The organism is Candidatus Zixiibacteriota bacterium (assembly GCA_021159005.1).
Lineage (GTDB): Bacteria > Zixibacteria > MSB-5A5 > UBA10806 > 4484-95 > JAGGSN01.
In genome coordinates, this window is sequence record JAGGSN010000007.1 from 1 (window position 1) to 19,178 (window position 19,178).

General features: G+C 41.9%; 20 protein-coding genes and 1 tRNA gene. 1 reads left to right on the forward strand and 20 read right to left on the reverse strand.

Annotated elements, in window-relative coordinates:
* Nucleotides 1-180: 180 nt before the first annotated feature.
* The 4 genes from J7K40_00425 to J7K40_00440 all read right to left on the reverse strand — a co-directional run bounded on the left by J7K40_00425 (nucleotide 181) and on the right by J7K40_00440 (nucleotide 4,311).
* Nucleotides 181-1,347: an MFS transporter gene (locus J7K40_00425; protein ID MCD6160863.1), complete on the reverse strand. Its 1,167-nt coding sequence runs from the start codon at nucleotides 1,345-1,347 to the stop codon at nucleotides 181-183.
* A gap of 677 nt (nucleotides 1,348-2,024) precedes the next feature.
* Nucleotides 2,025-2,098 (reverse strand) — tRNA-Arg (locus tag J7K40_00430).
* Nucleotides 2,099-2,396: 298 nt separating this feature from the next.
* Complete coding sequence (locus tag J7K40_00435; GenBank protein MCD6160864.1) at nucleotides 2,397-3,104, reverse strand: ubiquinone/menaquinone biosynthesis methyltransferase; 708 nt, start codon at nucleotides 3,102-3,104, stop codon at nucleotides 2,397-2,399.
* A gap of 178 nt (nucleotides 3,105-3,282) precedes the next feature.
* Nucleotides 3,283-4,311: a polyprenyl synthetase family protein gene (locus tag J7K40_00440; GenBank protein ID MCD6160865.1), complete on the reverse strand. Its 1,029-nt coding sequence runs from the start codon at nucleotides 4,309-4,311 to the stop codon at nucleotides 3,283-3,285.
* Between the two features lie 161 nt (nucleotides 4,312-4,472).
* Here J7K40_00440 and J7K40_00445 point away from each other — a divergent pair, with 161 nt between their 5' ends.
* The gene (locus J7K40_00445; GenBank protein MCD6160866.1) at nucleotides 4,473-5,282 is read left to right on the forward strand and encodes a PD40 domain-containing protein; all 810 of its coding nucleotides are present in this window, start codon (nucleotides 4,473-4,475) and stop codon (nucleotides 5,280-5,282) included.
* Nucleotides 5,283-5,391: 109 nt separating this feature from the next.
* Here the strand turns inward: J7K40_00445 and J7K40_00450 are convergent, their stop codons facing one another.
* From J7K40_00450 to J7K40_00525, 16 genes are all read right to left on the reverse strand, one after another.
* Nucleotides 5,392-5,856 (reverse strand): C40 family peptidase, encoded by a 465-nt coding sequence (locus tag J7K40_00450; protein ID MCD6160867.1) that lies wholly within the window; start codon nucleotides 5,854-5,856, stop codon nucleotides 5,392-5,394.
* Between the two features lie 26 nt (nucleotides 5,857-5,882).
* Nucleotides 5,883-6,791 carry a UbiA family prenyltransferase gene (locus tag J7K40_00455; GenBank protein MCD6160868.1) on the reverse strand — a complete coding sequence of 303 codons (909 nt, stop codon included), beginning with the start codon at nucleotides 6,789-6,791 and terminating at the stop codon, nucleotides 5,883-5,885.
* A gap of 165 nt (nucleotides 6,792-6,956) precedes the next feature.
* Nucleotides 6,957-7,769, reverse strand: a complete 813-nt coding sequence (locus J7K40_00460; GenBank protein MCD6160869.1) for a phosphatidate cytidylyltransferase — start codon at nucleotides 7,767-7,769, stop codon at nucleotides 6,957-6,959.
* A 5-nt stretch (nucleotides 7,770-7,774) separates the two neighbouring features.
* Complete coding sequence (locus J7K40_00465) at nucleotides 7,775-8,539, reverse strand: isoprenyl transferase (protein ID MCD6160870.1); 765 nt, start codon at nucleotides 8,537-8,539, stop codon at nucleotides 7,775-7,777.
* 2 nt (nucleotides 8,540-8,541) lie between these two features.
* Nucleotides 8,542-9,099: a ribosome recycling factor gene (gene frr, locus J7K40_00470; GenBank protein MCD6160871.1), complete on the reverse strand. Its 558-nt coding sequence runs from the start codon at nucleotides 9,097-9,099 to the stop codon at nucleotides 8,542-8,544.
* Between the two features lie 8 nt (nucleotides 9,100-9,107).
* Entirely contained in the window at nucleotides 9,108-9,860 is a 753-nt protein-coding gene (locus J7K40_00475) for a UMP kinase (protein MCD6160872.1), read from the reverse strand.
* A gap of 1 nt (nucleotide 9,861) precedes the next feature.
* Nucleotides 9,862-10,455: a translation elongation factor Ts gene (gene tsf / locus J7K40_00480; GenBank protein MCD6160873.1), complete on the reverse strand. Its 594-nt coding sequence runs from the start codon at nucleotides 10,453-10,455 to the stop codon at nucleotides 9,862-9,864.
* Nucleotides 10,456-11,220, reverse strand: a complete 765-nt coding sequence (gene rpsB / locus J7K40_00485; protein ID MCD6160874.1) for a 30S ribosomal protein S2 — start codon at nucleotides 11,218-11,220, stop codon at nucleotides 10,456-10,458.
* A gap of 114 nt (nucleotides 11,221-11,334) precedes the next feature.
* Nucleotides 11,335-11,727: a 30S ribosomal protein S9 gene (gene rpsI, locus J7K40_00490; GenBank protein ID MCD6160875.1), complete on the reverse strand. Its 393-nt coding sequence runs from the start codon at nucleotides 11,725-11,727 to the stop codon at nucleotides 11,335-11,337.
* A gap of 15 nt (nucleotides 11,728-11,742) precedes the next feature.
* Nucleotides 11,743-12,171 (reverse strand): 50S ribosomal protein L13, encoded by a 429-nt coding sequence (gene rplM / locus J7K40_00495; protein MCD6160876.1) that lies wholly within the window; start codon nucleotides 12,169-12,171, stop codon nucleotides 11,743-11,745.
* 339 nt (nucleotides 12,172-12,510) lie between these two features.
* Nucleotides 12,511-12,915 carry a tetratricopeptide repeat protein gene (locus tag J7K40_00500; protein MCD6160877.1) on the reverse strand — a complete coding sequence of 135 codons (405 nt, stop codon included), beginning with the start codon at nucleotides 12,913-12,915 and terminating at the stop codon, nucleotides 12,511-12,513.
* A gap of 270 nt (nucleotides 12,916-13,185) precedes the next feature.
* Nucleotides 13,186-15,813, reverse strand: a complete 2,628-nt coding sequence (locus tag J7K40_00505; GenBank protein ID MCD6160878.1) for an AAA family ATPase — start codon at nucleotides 15,811-15,813, stop codon at nucleotides 13,186-13,188.
* Between the two features lie 67 nt (nucleotides 15,814-15,880).
* On the reverse strand, nucleotides 15,881-16,336 hold the full coding sequence (locus tag J7K40_00510; GenBank protein MCD6160879.1) for a hypothetical protein: 456 nt from the start codon (nucleotides 16,334-16,336) through the stop codon (nucleotides 15,881-15,883).
* Between the two features lie 12 nt (nucleotides 16,337-16,348).
* Nucleotides 16,349-17,473: a molecular chaperone DnaJ gene (gene dnaJ, locus J7K40_00515; GenBank protein MCD6160880.1), complete on the reverse strand. Its 1,125-nt coding sequence runs from the start codon at nucleotides 17,471-17,473 to the stop codon at nucleotides 16,349-16,351.
* A complete protein-coding gene (locus J7K40_00520) occupies nucleotides 17,470-18,063 on the reverse strand; it encodes a DnaJ domain-containing protein (GenBank protein MCD6160881.1) in 594 nt (197 codons plus the stop codon). Before J7K40_00520 ends, dnaJ begins: the two co-directional genes overlap by 4 nt.
* A gap of 323 nt (nucleotides 18,064-18,386) precedes the next feature.
* Nucleotides 18,387-18,668 (reverse strand): hypothetical protein, encoded by a 282-nt coding sequence (locus J7K40_00525; protein MCD6160882.1) that lies wholly within the window; start codon nucleotides 18,666-18,668, stop codon nucleotides 18,387-18,389.
* Nucleotides 18,669-19,178 lie beyond the last annotated feature (510 nt).

Below are 19,178 nucleotides of genomic sequence, written 5' to 3' on the forward strand. Positions count from 1 at the left end.
CGCCGCGGCGGACGACATCCTGAGGGCGATACCTTTATCAGAAGGCAGGAAAGGGTTCCTGCCTTCGCAACAATAATTTCTCAAATTAGACATAGTTGAAATTAACAAGTTCGGCGTATGAATAGTCAATCCGCCTAATCCGGATTGACCTATAAACTGCAAACTTATAGCTGCCTATCGTCAATCTCCTCGCCTATCCGCGCGCTTAACCTGTCCGGTTATAAGCTGAACAGCGCTAAGCGAAATCACACTGAGAACCGAGCCTACCACAAATGGAATGCGATAGTCTATCATCCATAGAAGCCCGCCCATAACCGGGAATATCACCGCGCCTGTATGATTGATAGTAAAACCGACCGCCATACTCGGAGCAATATCGCGGGGATCGCCAATCTTCTGGAAGAATGTGCGAATCGCCATGGCAAAATTGAATAGGATATGATCGATGATATATAACAGGGCAACTAATAGCTTAGTTTCCACAACGGCATAAGCTAAAAAGACAAAAATCAGCGAGAAGTATTCGACAGAGAGAACCTTTCGCTCGCCAAAACGCACCACCGCTTTGCCAATCAGCGGACTGAGGAAATAGTTTATCGCATTGTTAATTATAAACAGGATAGTAATTTCCTGCACGTTAAACTCAAACTTTTTGACAAGCAGAAACAAAGCGAATGCAACAAATATCTGCCTTCGCGCACCCGCCATAAATGTTAGAAAATAATAAAGCCAGTAGCGTTTGCGAAGAATCATCCGTTTACGCTGAGTAACAATATTGGGACTGACCGGGTTTTGATTGAAACTCCACATGCCGATGATTAGTATCAAAACACCAATAGCAAGATACAGCTGTGCAAATGTTAGATATGATACCAGCAGGAATATTAAACTTCCAACCGCGATATTGGATGCCGCCCCAACACTGCGCATCCGGCCAAAAATCAAGGGCGATGTTTTTTTATCAAAGTATTGCAAGGTTAAGGATTGAAAAGTCGTCTCATAATAATGAAAACCCAAGCTCATTATAATCGTAGTGCCGATTAGGCCAAGATAGGATGGGAAAAGGCCGGTTATGCCAACACCTATACCTAAGGTTATAATTGATAATGACGAAATGCGATGCTCATTTAATAAAAGCATAACAAAAATCACCAGCAAAGCTAAGAACCCGGGGATTTCACGTATCGATTGAATAACGCCGATATGGCTGCCATCCAAACCGACAACCTTAACCGCGAAATTATCAAACAAGGTACGCCAAGCCTGTAAACCCAACGATGAGCTAATAGTAAGCGCCATCAGGAAATGATACATTGAGCGGTTGGGAAGTTTGCTTGAGTCTGTCATATATGAATTATTAATTTAGCCAAACCGATTAGAAAGTCAAGCAGTCTTATAATTGGGAATTGCCCGCAGCGTCAGTCCTCCTAAGGCGGATTTCCTGACGACATTGGTATACACATAACAGAAGGCAGGAAAGGGTTCCTGCCTTCGCGCTAAATACCTGTTCTCCAATTTTCCGGGATTACTCATGTTACCTCCGCGGATAGTTTCGATATCATGCTTGCTCGCGTCGTTAGTCCGCCGCTGCGGACTGACGACATTTGCAATTCATCTTCCCCTTTCTGTATGAATTGCGAACTATAACCTTCTTATTAAATCTTTAATAAAACTTCGCACTATATATATTTTTTTAATATGAAAAAATTTACTGAGACTTATTTGAAACCTTTTTCTTTTCTCTTTTATTTTTCCGATGCCGACTAAAGATATAAACCAACAAAGATATTACCGAGTAACTAAGCAAGAATAATATATCTCTATATATTCTATCTTCTGGTCATTCACCGGTTGATTTATATTCATCAATCCAAAACAGCATAGGAACAAACATCAAAAAAGCTGCAATTAGAATAATCAATAGTACCCAGCCAATTATTTTTATTATTTTCTTTTTCTTCATATTAGCTTTTTTCTAATTTTTATTATACTAAACCAAGAATGTGGAGTCAAACAGATAACTTTACCCCCAGCAGGATTCGAACCTGCGACACCCGGTTTAGGAAACCGATGCTCTATCCTACTGAGCTATGGGGGCATTCTATATCATCGCCAGTTGGTGCACGAGGACGTACACCAACCACTTTAATCGACTCGATAACTATATCGAATTGGCTGGCAAAGGTCAAGTTATTGTTTGCCATTACCCGCATCAGGAACCCTGAGTCTGGAGCAGACGAGTCCGCCTTAGGCGGATGCCGCCCACATAACTGTTTGGCATTATTAGGCAGCAAAAGAGGGCGTATGCAATACGCCCCTACGCGTTAACATATTTCATATGCTATTCTTCAGGATGGAGTCCGCCCCAGACGAACGACATCCTGAGGGCGATACGGCTATTTCCTCAACCTGTAAATCGCCACTGCTCCTTTGAGAATGTTTTCATAATGACCGGATAACCTATCCTGCTTCAGTGTCTTTAAGATCTCATCCTGCTTCAGGAAAGCTTTCAGGGAATCCGGTAAATATCGATAGGCATAATTCTTCTTGGTAAATAATCTCGAAAGCAATGGCAAAATCTTATAGAAATACAGATGAAACAACCAGGCAAACAGTTTGCCGGGCGGATGCGCAAAATCTATTATCGATGACTTGCCGCTTGGCATTAGCGTTCGATGAATCTCCGCACCGAACGCTTCAATGTCGGTCAAATTGCGCAGCGCATAGCCATTGATGATGCCGTCAAATGAAGAGCCTTTAAACGGCAGGTCTTCGGCATCACAGAGAACATAAAAGACATTATCATTAGCGGCAAATTTCTGACTGGCTAATCGAATCATTCCTTTCGAGAAATCGCCAAGGATAACAACACCGTTAAAATCGGGCTGTTTGAGAAGCATCCGCGATAAATCGCCGGTACCCGAACAGATATCCAAAACGGTTTTGTCGTTTATATGAGGAGCTATGGTTTTCTTCCTTAGATAGCCATCGCTGCCGAATGATATTACCCGGTTTAGGAAATCATACCTGATGCTGATATCATCAAACATGCGATGGATGAATATCTTTTTTGAAGCGTTATCGGTGAAGTATTTTTTATTCATTAGAAGCTTATATTCCCATATAAAATAAAAGAGGGCGTATCCAATACGTCCCTATGCGCTTATATTTCATATATTAGAATCCATATCTTTTAGTTCAAATACTATATCCGAAATACTAAATATATCGCAAGTGGTCTGCTAATATGGAATCGTTGTTGATATTATACAAACCAGCATTTTAGAATTTGCGGTTAATCATAAAATCTATCATTTCCAGAATTAGCTTATTTTGGCCATTATTTATATAACCATTGAGTTTAGCAAATTTCATTTTAGCCATAGTCGCCAGTTCGATTGAGGAAGCCATAGCGCTTTGTATGCAATCATATTTATTAATCAATCCCATGATATTATCGATGTCTTCGGATTTTTTCTGATGACGAGGCATATCGAATATCTTTTTCAGATATATTTTTTCATCAGGACTGGCTTTATCCATAAGATTGATAGCTATAAGAGTTCTTTTGCCTTCCCATAAATCGCCGCTGATTTCTTTGCCATAAACCTTCTCATCCCCGGCTAAGTTAAGCACATCATCCTGAATTTGAAAAGCGATGCCGAGATCCAGTCCGAAATCGAAGATAATATCTTTGAATTTCACATCAGCGCCGGCAATCATAGCGCCGAGCCATGAGGGTGTGGCGCAAGTATACCATGATGTTTTATGACGGCACATATTAAAGTAATCATCGCCGGTTAAATCCCATTGTTTATTCTGCACCCAGGAAAGCTCAATATGCTGGCCGACAGTAGTCATATGATACATTTCCAGAAAATGCTCGACCACATCGAGAGTAAGTTCCGGGCCAAGAATCCGGCGGTTGTTTTTGAGAAATTCCCACATCTTGCCTGCCAGTGCATCTCCGGCATTTAATGCCAGCGGCACGCCGTATTTTATATGCAAGGCCGGTTTGCCGCGCCGCATCTCGGAACAATCTTCAATATCATCATGGATAACAATCCAGTTTTGGAAAAGCTCGAGGGCAGCGGCGGTATTAATTGCCGATTTTATTTCGCCGCCAAAAGCACGGCAGAATATTAAAAGTATGGAGGGCCGCAAACCTTTGCCGCCGCGTTTGGGATAGTCTATCATCATCTCAAACAGGTTGTTTATCTCCGGAACCAAATGAGAATTCGGCAAGCGGGCGAATATATACTCATCCACCTGCTTTTTATAATCCTTGAGGGTTGAAAAGAAATCGATCATAGGCTGTATTTTATGACATGCAATTGAAAAGTCAATCAGTTTTTACGATTATTATTATGGGAGCTTTTTTTATTAGTTTTTTAGTGTAATGTAAAATTATCAGGGAAACTCACTCACTATTTTACATTGACTGCATATTGCGATAGTTGTAATATATGATTATGAAATTGCTCTCGATGATACTCGCGCCCATCATTATTGCCATGGCTTGCTCATCACAAGAGCAGAAACCCGAATCTAAAGAGCATCCCGAACTGCCCGATAGAATGGCGATAACCTTTAAGAATATTGCCGAAATTGCCATAGTTAAACAGCTAACCGACCAAAAATCAGATATGTCTCCATTTTTCAGCCGGGATGGCAAACGCATATATTTCACCCGTCTCTTGTCGCCCTCATCCGATGACACATCGAATATGAGGCAATATGCTCAGGATGAATATTTTTCGATAGATTATCAAAATGATAAAATGTATTTCCATGATAGCCTTCCCGAAAAACCTAAGCCAGATATAATTTCGGAAATACCCTTGCCCTCGATGACAACCGAATGGCCCCTGATTGCTTACAAGAAATCGAAGGCAATTTATTTCTGCACTCAAAGCAAGTCAGATAAAAGACATTTGAATATCTACAAATTAATGGACGATTCGCTTGCTCAGATATCTTACGGTTCAAGGCCGGCTTTTCTTCAGACAGTTTCGGATGATGAACATTATCTGGCATTTCTCTATGGCAAAAACCTTAGCCGGTTGATTATAATGGATTTATATTCGGGACGGTTTTATGAAATACCCAAAGGCAAAGATGAATCGAATCAATTTGATTATGAAGCAAGTTTTTCATCAGACAGCAAGCATCTCTTGTTTCTGAGGTCAGGCGATTTACACACAAAAAACGACGTGCCGTATGGCGACGTGCCGTATGGCGATATCTGGCTAGTTGAGTTTTATGGGGACAGCATGCAGTAAGTGCGTCGGGTTTCTCTCCCGCCGCGGTCCGACTTAGGCGGAGAACCAACCTATTGTTACTTGTGGTTGGCGAACGTCCCCGCGCGCCAATCATGGCTGATTTGACAGCTTACCTCAGCCTTCGGATGCCGGCAAACCGCTTCCAGTAATAATCCTCCCCCAAATACGATACTACAACGCCCCTTGATTTGGAGGTATGGATAAAGCCGCTCTTATTAAGCATCATCCCCACATGGTCAAGCTTGCCGCTCTTTATTCTAAAGAAGACTAAATCACCGGTTTGAGCCTGCGAGACAGAAATATCATAGCTTGCCTTAAACAACCCTTTTGTAGTTCGGGGAAGCTTTCGGTTTAAAGCATCACTATAAACGCGATATACAAACCCCGAACAATCGAATCCATGCTTGCCAGTGCCGCCGTATCTATAAGGAACACCAAGATAACCTTTGGAAACATATTTCAGCTTATTTTTATCCGAATCGGAGAATCTGCTTTTTATGGGATGGTAATACGGTTTCGACCCGCAGTTGATAATCAGCGATAGTACCAGTAATATAAGACAGCATCTCGACATATAATACTTATCGTCATAGAACAAAATTATTTTATCGATGGATATGTCATATTAAAGCGGCGTTTATAATAAAACCGGGTGGCAATTATCAAACCGATAAGGAAAACAATATAGCCCGGATAATAATATCCTGCCGCAAATGTTAATGACAGTATAGATATCTTGATTGCCAATACCGCTGCTTTGATAGTTTTCGAAATAACTAACCAGATATAAAACGGCGCAGCAAAAAGCGAGGCTAATAAAAATGGAGTATCATTAGTCAAATAGCCAAAGATTATCGCGGCTATGTAATATAATAAGATTATATACACCGTCTTTTGCACACCGAAAACCACACCGATAGTTAATTTGCCCGTCTCTTGGTCGCCTTCTATATCAGGTAGAGTTGTGCCGATATACACTGCGGCCACCGCCATGAAATATGGTATCGATTTAACTATCCCGCCGATGAACGAACCGCCGCCGGCACAATAACCGATTACAAACACTAATGTGCCATGACCAAGACCATTGGCAAAAGCTGCCAGCCAGTCTTTGTTTTTTAAGGCAATCGGCGGAACCGAGTATAGTATGCCCAGAATGATTACTAATAATGAAGCCAATCCCACGGAAAATGAAATGCTGAAAGCCGCAATCAATGAAACAAAATTCAGTAGTATTGTCATCAGCCAGGCAACGCTTAGTTTAACAATGCCTCTTGGTAGAAAGAATAGTTTGTTGTTTAATCGGTCGGATTCGATGTCATAGATTTGGTTGGTAAGAAATACTGCGCCAAATATGCCTGTGCCAAGCAGAAGCGATACCGGCAGAATATACCAACTCGAATCGGCTGGCTGGCTTCGATAATACCCCAGTATCATGATTGTCCACACCGGCAGGTGAAGCATCGGGCGAAGTATAAATAGGTGGTCGTATATGTCGATTGTTTTCATTTAGCTTGTCTGCCGTTTTAGTTTACAAGTTATTTGTCGGGGTTCTCCCTCTGGTCAAAACCCGACCTACTTTAACCGCAGGGGCGTATTGCATACGCCCTTAATTAGCGTTGCAGCAGATATTATTGTTTAGGCAGGTCGCAGCGAAGCGCAATCTGCCAATTATCATTTCCAAATACTCATTATCAAATATACAGCCGGCGCAGCGAAAAAGAATGAATCGAACCTGTCTAAAATCCCGCCATGACCGGGCAATATCGCCGATGAATCTTTTATCCGGCAGTGACGTTTCAAGCCTGATTCTATAAGGTCGCCTAACTGACCGAAAAAGCAAGCGACAATCGATATAACAATCGCCTGTATCCAGCTAATCGGCAGAAAAACCAGCATACTGACTACTGCCGCAATTATTGCTCCGATAAAGCCGCTATAGAAACCCTCCCATGTCTTTTTTGGGGAAAGCCGCTCGGTCAACTTATGTTTGCCGAATGTTTTGCCGCCAAAATAGGCAGCGGTATCAGTCGCCCATACTATCAGGAATATAAATATTAAAAGCAAACCGTCTGTTTCCGGCAGTTTGCCAAGATAGATTATAAAAGACGACAGAAAACCGATATATAAAACCGGCAGCATGTTGGCTGATAAATCTCCCAAGAAAGCTGTCAGGTCGGAATCGCCTTTGCCGAAATAATGCTTAACAATCACCAGCGATATTAACAGAAATGATATAAGCAGTACATTAATGAGCTGGTAATTATAATAAGCGGCTAAAATACATAGGATAGGAAGTAAAACATCTAAAATATTATTTACATAGTATCCCCTTTTTCTCAGCATCGATGACAGTTCGATACTGCCGAGTCCAACTAATAATATTGTAAACCCTAACAGGAAAATACCATTATAATAACATATAGCAATTAATGCTGGGATACCTATGGCGGCAACTAATAATCTGAGCGCAAGGTTTCTGCTCAAGATGATTACCCTTTGGACTCCTGAGTTTGTTTAATGCGGCCAAACCTACGTTCGCGTTCCTGAAAATCGATAATAGCTCGATAAAAATCATTCTCATTGAAATCAGGCCATAAAACATCAGTAATATACATTTCAGTATATGACGTCTGCCACAATAGGAAATTGGATAATCGTCTTTCCCCGGATGTTCTTATGAGCAAATCCGGGTCGGGAATACCGTTTGTTTGCAGATACTTGGCGAACAGTTTTTCATCTATATTATCGCTTTTAAGCTTGCCGTCAGCGGCATCGTTGGCGATTTTTTTAACCGCCAGAATAATTTCATGACGTCCCGAATAATTTAGCGCCAGATTCAGGGTCAAACCGGTATTATTTGAGGTTCGCTCCATAGCATCCTTTAAAATATCCCGGCGGCTTTTTGACAACTCTTCAATATCGCCGGTTGTTATCAAGCGGACATTCTTTTCCAAAAGCTCGTTTAGTTCGCGGCGAGTGGTCTCATAAAGGAGGTTCATAATAGCAGAAACTTCGCTCTTGGGACGCTTCCAGTTTTCGGTTGAGAATGTAAATAGAGTCAGATAGGATAAGCCAATATCGCCGGCAGCCCGAACAATTTTCTTGACCGTCTTCACGCCATTCTTGTGCCCGACAGTACGCGGCAGACCTCTCGACCTAGCCCATCTTCCATTGCCATCCATGATAATGGCAACATGTTCCGGAAGATTGTCCTTGGCAAGAATCTGCTCTTTTTGAGCTTCAATGGGGGACATTGCTATATCTCTATTACCTCCTGTTCTTTCAGTTTCACCATTTCGGAAATTTTTTCAATACTCTTGTTGGTATATTCCTGCACCTGTTTCTGACCTAATTCAAGGTCATCCTCAGTGATTTCCGAGTTCTTTTCCGCCTTCTTTAATTTATCGTTAGAATCGCGGCGAATGTTCCTTATAGCGATCTTGCCATCCTCACCAAGTTTCTTGACCAGCTTCACCATTTCCATACGTCTCTCTTCATTTAATGGCGGCACCGGCAGACGAATAATATTTGGCTCGGCGATTGGATTAAGCCCCAAATCTGCTTTTTGAAGTGCTTTAATCACCTCTGGTATAATTGTCTTTTCCCAAGGCTGAACAACCAGCATTTTAGGATCGGGAGCACTTATTGAAGCCAGCTGGATTAACGGCGTAGGAGTTCCATAATAATCAACTTTAATTCCATCTAAAATTTTTGGAGTAGCTTTTCCTGTTCTTACATAAGCCATTTCCCGGCTTAATGCCTCCATAGCTTTTTTCATTCTTTCTTCTGTGTCTTTGTACAGTTTTTTCAACATAGCATACCTCAACTTACGATGGTGCCAACATTTTCGCCAATTACTATTTTTTTTAAATTGCCATTCTTGTATAAATTAAAAACAACAATCGGGATATTATTTTCGCGACAGACTGAAGCTGCGGCAGCATCCATAACCCGCAAATTATCTTTTATGATATCCGAATGAGTCAACTTGTCATATATTACTGCTTCGGGATTCTTAACAGGGTCGGAATCATAGACACCATCAACCTTAGTGCCCTTAATAAGCACTTCGGCGCCGATTTCTGCGGCTCGCAAAGCGGCGGCAGTATCGGTAGTGAAATATGGATTGCCGGTACCGCCGGCAAATATCACTATTCGCCCCTTTTCAAGGTGACGGACAGCTCGCTTTCTAATGAACGGTTCGCATACTTCATTCATTTTGATGGCCGACATGACCCGCGTAATAATTCCCATTTTCTCAAGTTGGTCTTGAAGCGCTAAGGCGTTTATAACAGTTGCCAGCATACCCATATAATCGGCGCTGACTCTATCCATGCCCTTAGCGGCGGCAGTAAGACCGCGGAATATGTTTCCGCCTCCAATAACAAGCGCTGTCTCGATACCGAGATTCTTTACCTGAACCACTTCATTGCAAACATGGGCAATCATGCGCTCATCAAGGCCGGAATCGCGGTCGCCTACCAAGATCTCGCCGGAAAGTTTCAGCAATATCCTTTTATATTTTAGCGGCTTGGCCGACAAAGAGTCCGATCCGATATTTCCGCTGGCAGACATACTATTCCCCTAAACGGAATCTTGCAAATCTCTTAATTTGGATATTCTCGCCAAGTTTGGCAATAGCTTCATTAATAACGTCCTGTATGGTTTTATCCTGATCCTTAACAAACGACTGTTCGAGCAACGTTACTTCACTGAAGTATTTTTCGATTTTGCCGGTGATGATTTTATCGACAATTTTTTCCGGCTTGCCTTCATTTAAAGCCTGAGTTTTGTAGATTTCTTTTTCCTTTTCAACCATCTCTTGGCTCAATTCTTCTCTTTTGACGACAAGCGGATTAGCCGCGGCGCATTGCATAGCAATATCCTTGCAGAGATTAATAAAATCATCGGTGCGGGCTACAAAATCGGTTTCGCAATTTACTTCAAGCAAGACACCGAGTTTGCTGCCGGGATGTATATAAGAAGTGATTGAACCCTCATTAGCAGCTCGGGTTGATTTTTTAGCCGCCTTAGCTAATCCCTGTTCTCGCAGCGTTTTGATAGCTTTCTCGATATCACCGTCCGATTCCTTAAGAGCTTTTTTGCAATCCATCAGGCCAACGCCGGTTTTTTCACGAAGTTGTTTAACCATCGCAGCAGTGATTTCCATTTATTTTTCCTTTTCCTTATCTATTTCTGTATCAACAGTCTTTGTTTTCTCTTCTTTCTCAACCGCCATTTCATCTTCCTCGACTATGTTTTTGCCGGCAATTATAGCATCCGCCAAAGCTCTGACAATAACACTGATTGATTTGATGGCGTCATCATTGGCGGCTATTGGATAATCAATTGGATCGGGATCTGTATTTGTATCGAGAATGGCGATTACCGGAATTTTTAATATATTAGCCTCAGCTACAGCGATTCTCTCTTTCTTGGCATCCACAACAACAAGCGCGGCGGGAAGTTTTACCATTTCTTTAATTCCGCTTAAAAACTTTTCAAGGCGGATTCTTTCTTTCTCAAGCTTCATGCTTTCTTTTTTGGTGATATTATCAAAATGCCCCTCTTCTTTCATTTTCTCAATCTGTTTAAGCTTTTTAATATTGCCCTTGATTGTCTGGAAATTTGTCATAGTGCCGCCGAGCCAGCGTTCATTGACATAAAACTGACCGCATCTTTTAGATTCATCTTTCACAACTAATTTAGCCTGCTTTTTAGTGCCAACAAACAGGATTTTATCGCCATCAGCTGAGATTTGCTGAATCTTGGCGGAAGCGCGCTGAATAGACAACAGTGTTTTTTTCAAATCAATAATATAGATGCCGTTGCGAGCCGTAAAGATGAATTTCTTCATTTTTGGGTTCCAACGTTTTGTTTGATGTCCGAAATGAACGCCTGCTTCAAGCAGGTTTTTAATATCAAGTTTGGGCATGAAAAATACTCCTTAATCGGATGGTTTGGTTTTTTCCTTCACCGGCATCATTCCAAGGCGGCCCCATAAGGGGACCCCGCCATTAGTCCGCCGGTGTGTTTATTTTCTTTCGGTTTAACGTTTCGAGAATTGGAAACGCTTACGGGCTTTAACTAAGCCATATTTCTTACGTTCAACCATTCGCGCATCGCGCGTCAAAAAGCCGCATTTCTTCAGCGCCGGCCTATATTGAGAATCCATATTCACCAATGCTCTGGAAATCCCCATACGCAAAGCGCCAGCCTGACCGGAAAGCCCACCGCCAGTAACCTTGGCAATAATGTCAACTTTGCCCATCAGCTTAACTTCCTCAAGAGGCGCTAAGGCGTGCGTTACCAGATTTTGACGGCAAAGATATTTGAGCATATCGCGACCGTTTACATAGTTTTTACCAGCGCCCTGTTTTAACCTAACCTGCGCTATAGCTTTTTTACGGGTTCCCAACCCTCTGAAATAATCTGTTGCCAAAATTCCTCCGTAAGCTTAGATATCAAGTGGTTCAAGTTTTTGCGCCTGATGCGGATGATCAGGACCTGCATAGACAAAAAGTCTTTTATTTAGCTTTCTGCCCAAACGATTTTTCGGAAGCATGCCTTTTACGGCTTTTTCAATAATCCGTTCCGGATGTTTCGCAATTAGCTTCTCGAAAGAAATAGATTTCAAACCGCCCGGATAGCCAGTATGCCAATAGTAATGCTTCAGTAAGGATTTCTTACCGGTTACTTTAACTTTCTCGGCATTAACAACCACTATTGATGCTCCCATGTCAAAATATGGAGTAAACAAGGGGCTATCTTTTCCTCTGATCCTTGTAGCGATTTCGGTTGCCATCCGACCCAGAACTTTGTCGTTGGCATCCACTAAATACCATTTACGCTTGTGTTCTGCTGGCCGAGGTACAAAGGTTTTCATTAATTCTCCTTATTCAAAACTATTATTTTCAAATCGAACAAACAGGCATAACCCATTTATCAATAAGCTTTTTAATTTAAATCCTTTATTTATAATGTCAAGCATTTTATCAACTTTTTAAATATCGGCAGAGGCGACCGTTAATTGACGGCATTTTGAGGTAATACAACAAGTGACTTTTGGTTAGCCCTGATTATCTATAAATACCATAACCGTGTCATTTCTGTATCTTATAAACGCAATGCGTAGAAGCGTATTGCAATACTCCCCTACGCGCGGCGGTAGCTATATATTATCCTATCAATAAAGCATTGCCTTAAAACACAAGGCTTGATAGTGTTATAACCCTTTCTCCTCAAACGTAGATAAGGCATCCTTGCCCTCCTTTATCGCCCCAATCATGAATTCCGCATCATCGGCAAGATCAGAGTTTGGATATTTTTTCAATAACTGAGTAAAATATGTCAATGCCTCGTCTTTCTGTCCCAGATTCTCTGATTTTAAAAAGCCAAGCATAAATAATGCTTTGTCTCTTTTTTCGCTGTCGGGATAGTTTTCCAATATTGTCTGATATATCGCCGCGGCTTTCTCATATCTTTTAACAATCTCAGCTTTGGCGGCATTCTCAAACAAAGTATCCTCATCCTCAACAATCTTCTTCTCAACGGATTCCTGACTGGAACATCCGTTGACAGAAAAAATAAAAAACAGTAAAATCGATAGCCGCAAATAATTAACTTTCATCCGTTACTCCATTTTAATCCATTACTTTAAGTGGTTTCCGTATCCTGTTAGCATACAATGGGATTTAATTTTAGCATTGCCGTAAATAACCGGTTTATTGCTTCGGAATTATTTATTTTGCGAAACACCATTGTATTATTAAAATTATCTTTTTAGTTTTTAAGTCAACACAAATTGCTGTTTTGGCAAACTGCAGCCTGCCGATTTTTAAATTTCAGTAAAAAGCCTCGGTTAATGGTTCCTTTTAGCAAACCGACTCAACACTAAAATTTATACTTCCTTGCGAGCTTTTAGTTTAATTTTTTTGAAAGTTATTTCATTATTGGCAATGCTGATGTTTATCGTATCACCGGTTTGGAAAGTCTCTTTTAGAAGTAATTCCGCCAGCGGCTGAGATATATGCTTTTTAACAGCTCGCTTTAAAGGCCTGGCGCCAAATTGCGGCTCGTAGCCAAGTTCGGCGAGAAATTCTACGGCTTTATCGTCATAAACAATTTGAATATCCTTATCAATCAGCCTCTTTTTAACTTTATCTATTTCTATTCTTGTAATCTGTTTAATTTCAGCCTTAGTCAGGGCGGCAAAAACGACAGTTTCATCGATGCGATTTAACAATTCCGGCCTCAGAGTTTGACGGAGAAGTCCCATAACATTCTGCTTGATATCATTTAATACAACCTCTCGGTTATGGTCATCGATTTCAGTAGATTTTTCCATGATAAATTCAGCGCCCAGATTCGAGGTCATGATTACAATTACATTCTTGAAACTAACGGCTCTTCCCTGGTTATCGGTCAGACGACCATCATCAAGCATCTGAAGCAGGATATTGAGCGCCTCCGGATGAGCTTTTTCTATCTCATCGAACAAAACCACGCTGTAGGGATGACGGCGCACAGCTTCGGTAAGCTGACCGCCCTCATCATAGCCGACATAACCAGGGGGCGCGCCAATCAGCCTTGAGACAGAATGCTTCTCCATATATTCAGACATATCGATTCGTATCAGCGCCTCATCCGAGCCGAATAAAGCCGCCGCTAATGTTCGGGCGAGTTCGGTTTTGCCGACACCGGTTGGGCCTAAGAATATAAACGACCCCAGCGGGCGGTTTGGGTCGGTCAAGCCCGCCCTCGATGAACGCACAATATTAGCTGTCGCTTTCACCGCCTCATTTTGGCCGATTACTCGCTGATGCAGTCTGTCCTCGAGATGCAGAAGCTTTTCAGCCTCTTCCTCGGTCAAATCCGATACCGGTATGCCTGTCCAGTTGGATACAATAGCCGCTACATCCGGGGCTTTGACCTCCTCTGAAATCATCCCGCCCGATTGCTGGGCTTTTTTCAGTTCGGCAGATAATTTCTCCATCTCTTTTTCTGTATCGTTAGTAATTCCATAGCGAAGCCGGGCGGCTTTTTCATATTCGGCATCCCGGATAGCTTTTTCGATTTGGACGGCGGTTTCCTCTTTTTTCTTTTTGAGCTGTTTAATTTGTTCGATTATATCTTTTTCTTTACTCCATTGGGTAGTTAAGGCATCTCTTTGCTTATATAAATCATTAAGCTCGTTTTGTATTGGGGCGATTCGCTTTTCAAAATCGGGTTCGTTTTTCATGCCCTCTTTTTCGACCTCGAGTTGTTTGATTCTTTTCCCGACAGAATCGATTTCCGCCGGCATCGAGTCTATTTCAAGACGAAGTTCGGCGGCTGCCTCATCAATTAGGTCAATCGCCTTATCGGGCAGAAAACGGTCGGAGATATAGCGGTCGGAAAGCCGGGCGGCGGCAGTTAATGCCGCATCGGATATCTTTATCCCATGATGTATCTCATAGCGGCTTTTTAATCCCCGCAAAATAGAAATAGTTTCCTCGATTGAGGGTTGTTCGATAAGCACCGGCGCAAAACGTCTTTCGAGCGCGGGGTCTTTTTCGATATGCTTGCGGTACTCATCAAGCGTAGTGGCGCCTACACATCTCAAATCGCCTCTTGCCAGCGCTGGTTTCAGCATGTTGGAGGCATCCATCGCTCCCTCGACTGCGCCGGCGCCTACCAGCGTGTGAAGTTCATCGATGAATAGAATAATTTCGCCTTGCGAATTTTCCACCTCTCTAAGGATAGCTTTCAGCCTTTCCTCGAATTCACCGCGGAATTTGGAGCCGGCGATAAGCGAGCCTAAATCGAGCGCTACAATCCGCTTGCTGATAATCGAGTTTGAAACTTCTTTCTGGGCGATTTTCAATGCCAATCCCTCGACGATGGCTGTTTTGCCAACCCCCGGCTCGCCAATCAGCACCGGATTATTTTTCGTTCGCCGGGAAAGAATTACTACTACCCGGCGGATTTCATCATCCCGTCCGATTACCGGGTCGAGTTTGCCCTGTTTGGCTAATTTAGTTAAGTCGCGGGAATATTTTTCCAATACTTTATATTTAGTTTCCGGTTTGTCATCGGTAACCCGCTGAGCGCCCCTGATTTCAGACATGGACTTAAGCAATTTCTCCTTTGTTAAACCGGCATCGACAAGCAGTTTTGCGGCTTTGTCATTTTTCGATTCCAAAAGCCCCAAAAGCAGATGTTCGGTGGATACGAATTCATCCTTAAATTGGTCAGCATAGCCGAAAGCGGTATTAACCGCCTGTGAAAGTTCGTTTGATATATAGATTTGCGATGGTCCGCTAAGACGAGGCAACATCTGAAGGTCATTTTCGATTTTATCGGAAAGGCTGGCAGTGTCAACACCGGCTGTTTTAAGCAGGTCGGCGGTAATCCCCTCCTCCGATTGAGACAATAAGCCTTTTAGCAGGTGCAAACCCTCAATTTGCGAATGAGAACTCGACTGCGCCAGTTGAGTGGCATATTCAAGCGCTTCGCGTGAGTTTTGCGTCAACTTTTCATACTTCATTTATATATACCTCCATAATCTTTTATTTCTTGTCAGACCGCCAAGCGGAACTTCATAATATTGGATATCATGCACTTTGCTTTGCAATTGTTCTGCTAATCGTCTTCATTGCTTTATTTTTACATTTATTGCAATAATGAACTGCAGAGTAAATAAGCCGATTAAGCTGAGTCGGGTTTACTACCCTGAAAACATCTCCGGCGGCGAAAATCTTATCGCATAGCGACCGTATTTTCCTTAGATTATTATAATCATTTTTACTTATATGACTCCCTCGATAAAGCCACTGTATTTGATAAAACATGTCATTGAATTGCTTTAAAACGATTTGCTTATTAGCCTTGTTTACTTCCTCATCTAAGGGATATAATATCGTAAAAATATATTCAACCAGCCAGCATTCCAAATAGATACGGCATTTCATTACTGCATCGAAATAATCCTGCTTATCGTAAGCTTTTTGAATATCACGGCTTTCATCGAGGTCTTCAATTATAAATTGTTTTCTCATTGCTCGTTTCATTTTTAGTATCTATTAAAGTTCCGCTTTTTCTGCAAATTTTTCAAACAGTTCTTTTTGTTCCGTTGTCAGGTTTTTGGGGATTTTCACCTGAATTTCAACAAATTGATCGCCTTTTTGGTTATTGACCGTTAGCCCCATACCCTTCAGCCGAAAACGCTGATTCGGCGTTGTTCCCGGCGGGATTTTCAGTTCAACCTTTTTAGTCATAGTTCTGACTTTTATCTTGTCTCCGAGAACAGCCTGTTTAATGTTTATCGGCACGCGGCAGTATATATCTTTACCCTTGCGCCAGAAAAATTGATGCCCGCTGACATTTACTTTAAGGTATAAATCGCCGGGTGCGCCGCCATTAATGCCGGGTTGTCCCAAGCCCTTAAGGCGGATTTTCTTGCCCGATTCTATCCCTTTGGGGATATTGACTTTAATAGATTTCTCGCCGAATATTTTGCCGGAACCTGAACATTTGCGGCAGGGATTGCCAGTTATCTGCCCTCGTCCCAAACATCTCGGGCAGGGACGAGATACCGAAAACGCCCCCTGCGAAAAAGTAACGGTTCCGCGCCCATGGCATTCCGGGCAGACCGTGGTTTTACTGCCGGGAGTTACGCCGCTGCCATGGCATTGGTCGCAAGCCTGTTCGATATTTAATTTGATACCCTTTTGCGCACCATTAACAGAATCCTCAAACGAAATCTCTATGTCGGTCAGAATATCTTTCCCCTTTCGAGAGGCATTTCGCCGCTGTGATTTGAATCCTCTGCCAAATCCGCCGGCCTGTTGATTGCCGAATATGCTTGAGAACATATCGGCAAATGAACCGACACCGGAAAACTGAGCGCCGCCGCCAAATTGCGACATGATATCCTCGAAAGAAACTCCGCCTGTCCCTGATGTTCTGCCGAAACCACCATTGCCGAAACCGCCGCCATACTTGCGCATCGCATCATACTGCTGTTTCTTCTTAGGGTCGGATAAAACATCATTAGCCTCGGAAATCTCCTTGAATTTTTCCTCAGCCTGTTTGTCGTTAGGGTTGGCATCGGGATGATATTTCTTTGCCAACCGGCGGTAATTTTTCTTTATCTCATTGTCTGATGCGTTTTCCGCCACACCCAGCGTTTTATAATAATCGGTCATATATTGCCTCTTTTAAGCCTGAACCGCAGAGTATAATCTCCATCTATAACTTCATGCACCGCATCAACAGATAGCGGCGGTGTTAGTTTAATATCGAACACAATATCCTCACTGACCAAACCTATGCCGCCGCAGATGCGGCAGGTTGAAAATATCGTGCCGCCGAAACCGAAACAGCGCGGGCAGATTTTATCATGCGGTATTGAGATCGTTGTTTGAGCTCCGTTTTTAAACTCGTCATCACTAAGAAATAAATCTATTATCAGTTTCCTTTTCTTTCCCATTTTAAAACGGTCGGAGAACACCTCCAGCAAATCATCATAAACATCTTTCTTTACCGAATAGAGTTTAATTCTGTCTGTTTGGTAAGGTGTGCTGGCATTTGTATTCAAGCCAAGTTTTTTATTATATAATCGGCGTTTTCCGGCATCATATAAGATATCAAAAGCCTCAGTAATCGTGATAAAATCATCGGGCATTTTGCCGCTTGTATCAGGATGATATTTCTTAGCCAGCCGCCGGTAGGACGATTTAATTTCGGCCGGTTTGGCGTTGTAAGAGATGTCCAGTATTTTGTAGTAGTTTTTCATCGTTAGCAATTTACGTTTATCTTGGTATTCTGTCAATCATATTGTCTGCGCATATTTTTGGTGCACGGGGACGTACACCAACCACTTGAAAACTCTGGTTATCAAGCTCCGCTTGGTAACCAGAGTGGGCGTATGCAATACGCCCCTACGCGCGATGCCCTATTTATTTTCAGACAATAGTAGGTCGGGTTCTCCGCCGCGGCGGAGAGGGAGAAACCCGACACGTTTCGTTACATATCAAACCTCTCTACATAAAATATCAACCTATTCTTTTGTGATAGTATGTTGTCAATTTCCTTAAGTTTCTCTTTCTAAGTGAATTATCATATAATATCATTTTCTACATTAATGCTAGCAGTAGAACCTGAAATAGTAATATACGGTTTGGCATCCAATAAATAATTAGGAAAATTTGGAGCTATTTCTTTTATATGAGGTTCATCATATAAATAAGTTTTTAAACAATCAATACTATTTAAAACATTAGATTCTTTTATATAAATAGAACATACTGATAAAGATGCTGTTGTATAAATGATAAGACTATTTCTAATTATAGAATTCATTAAATTATTTCCTTTCGATTTTAAATTATTATTATACATCTATCATCGTAAAATAAATTATATGGGTTTCTCCATATGGTCGGAACCCGATTTTTCTTCTTAATCATATTCGATTATGTTCACCTCCATTCCTGTTTTTCCGTAGTTAATTATTCTATACATCTTCTGTATAATATACAAATAGATTGATTTTTATCAATCTCTAAGGGTTTAAAAGCACCTACCTTAATTTATCTCAAATTATCACATGCTAATAACTATCATTACATTCTATCAATTGTATTATCCATAGCCAAATTGTCGGGTTTCTCCCTTCGGTCGGAACCCGACCTACTGATAGATAATGTATACATCCACAAAAGACCCCGCGATAGACAATGGATGCCACCACGAGGTCTTTGTCTGTTAATGCAATTGGAGCATGAGTAGATACACCAACTACAATTATTTTTAGTTAACCACCTCATAATCGGCATCGACTGCATCATCATCCTTGCCAGAACCAGCCTGCTTATCGGATGTGCTCTGGCCATTGCCGCCGCTGCCACC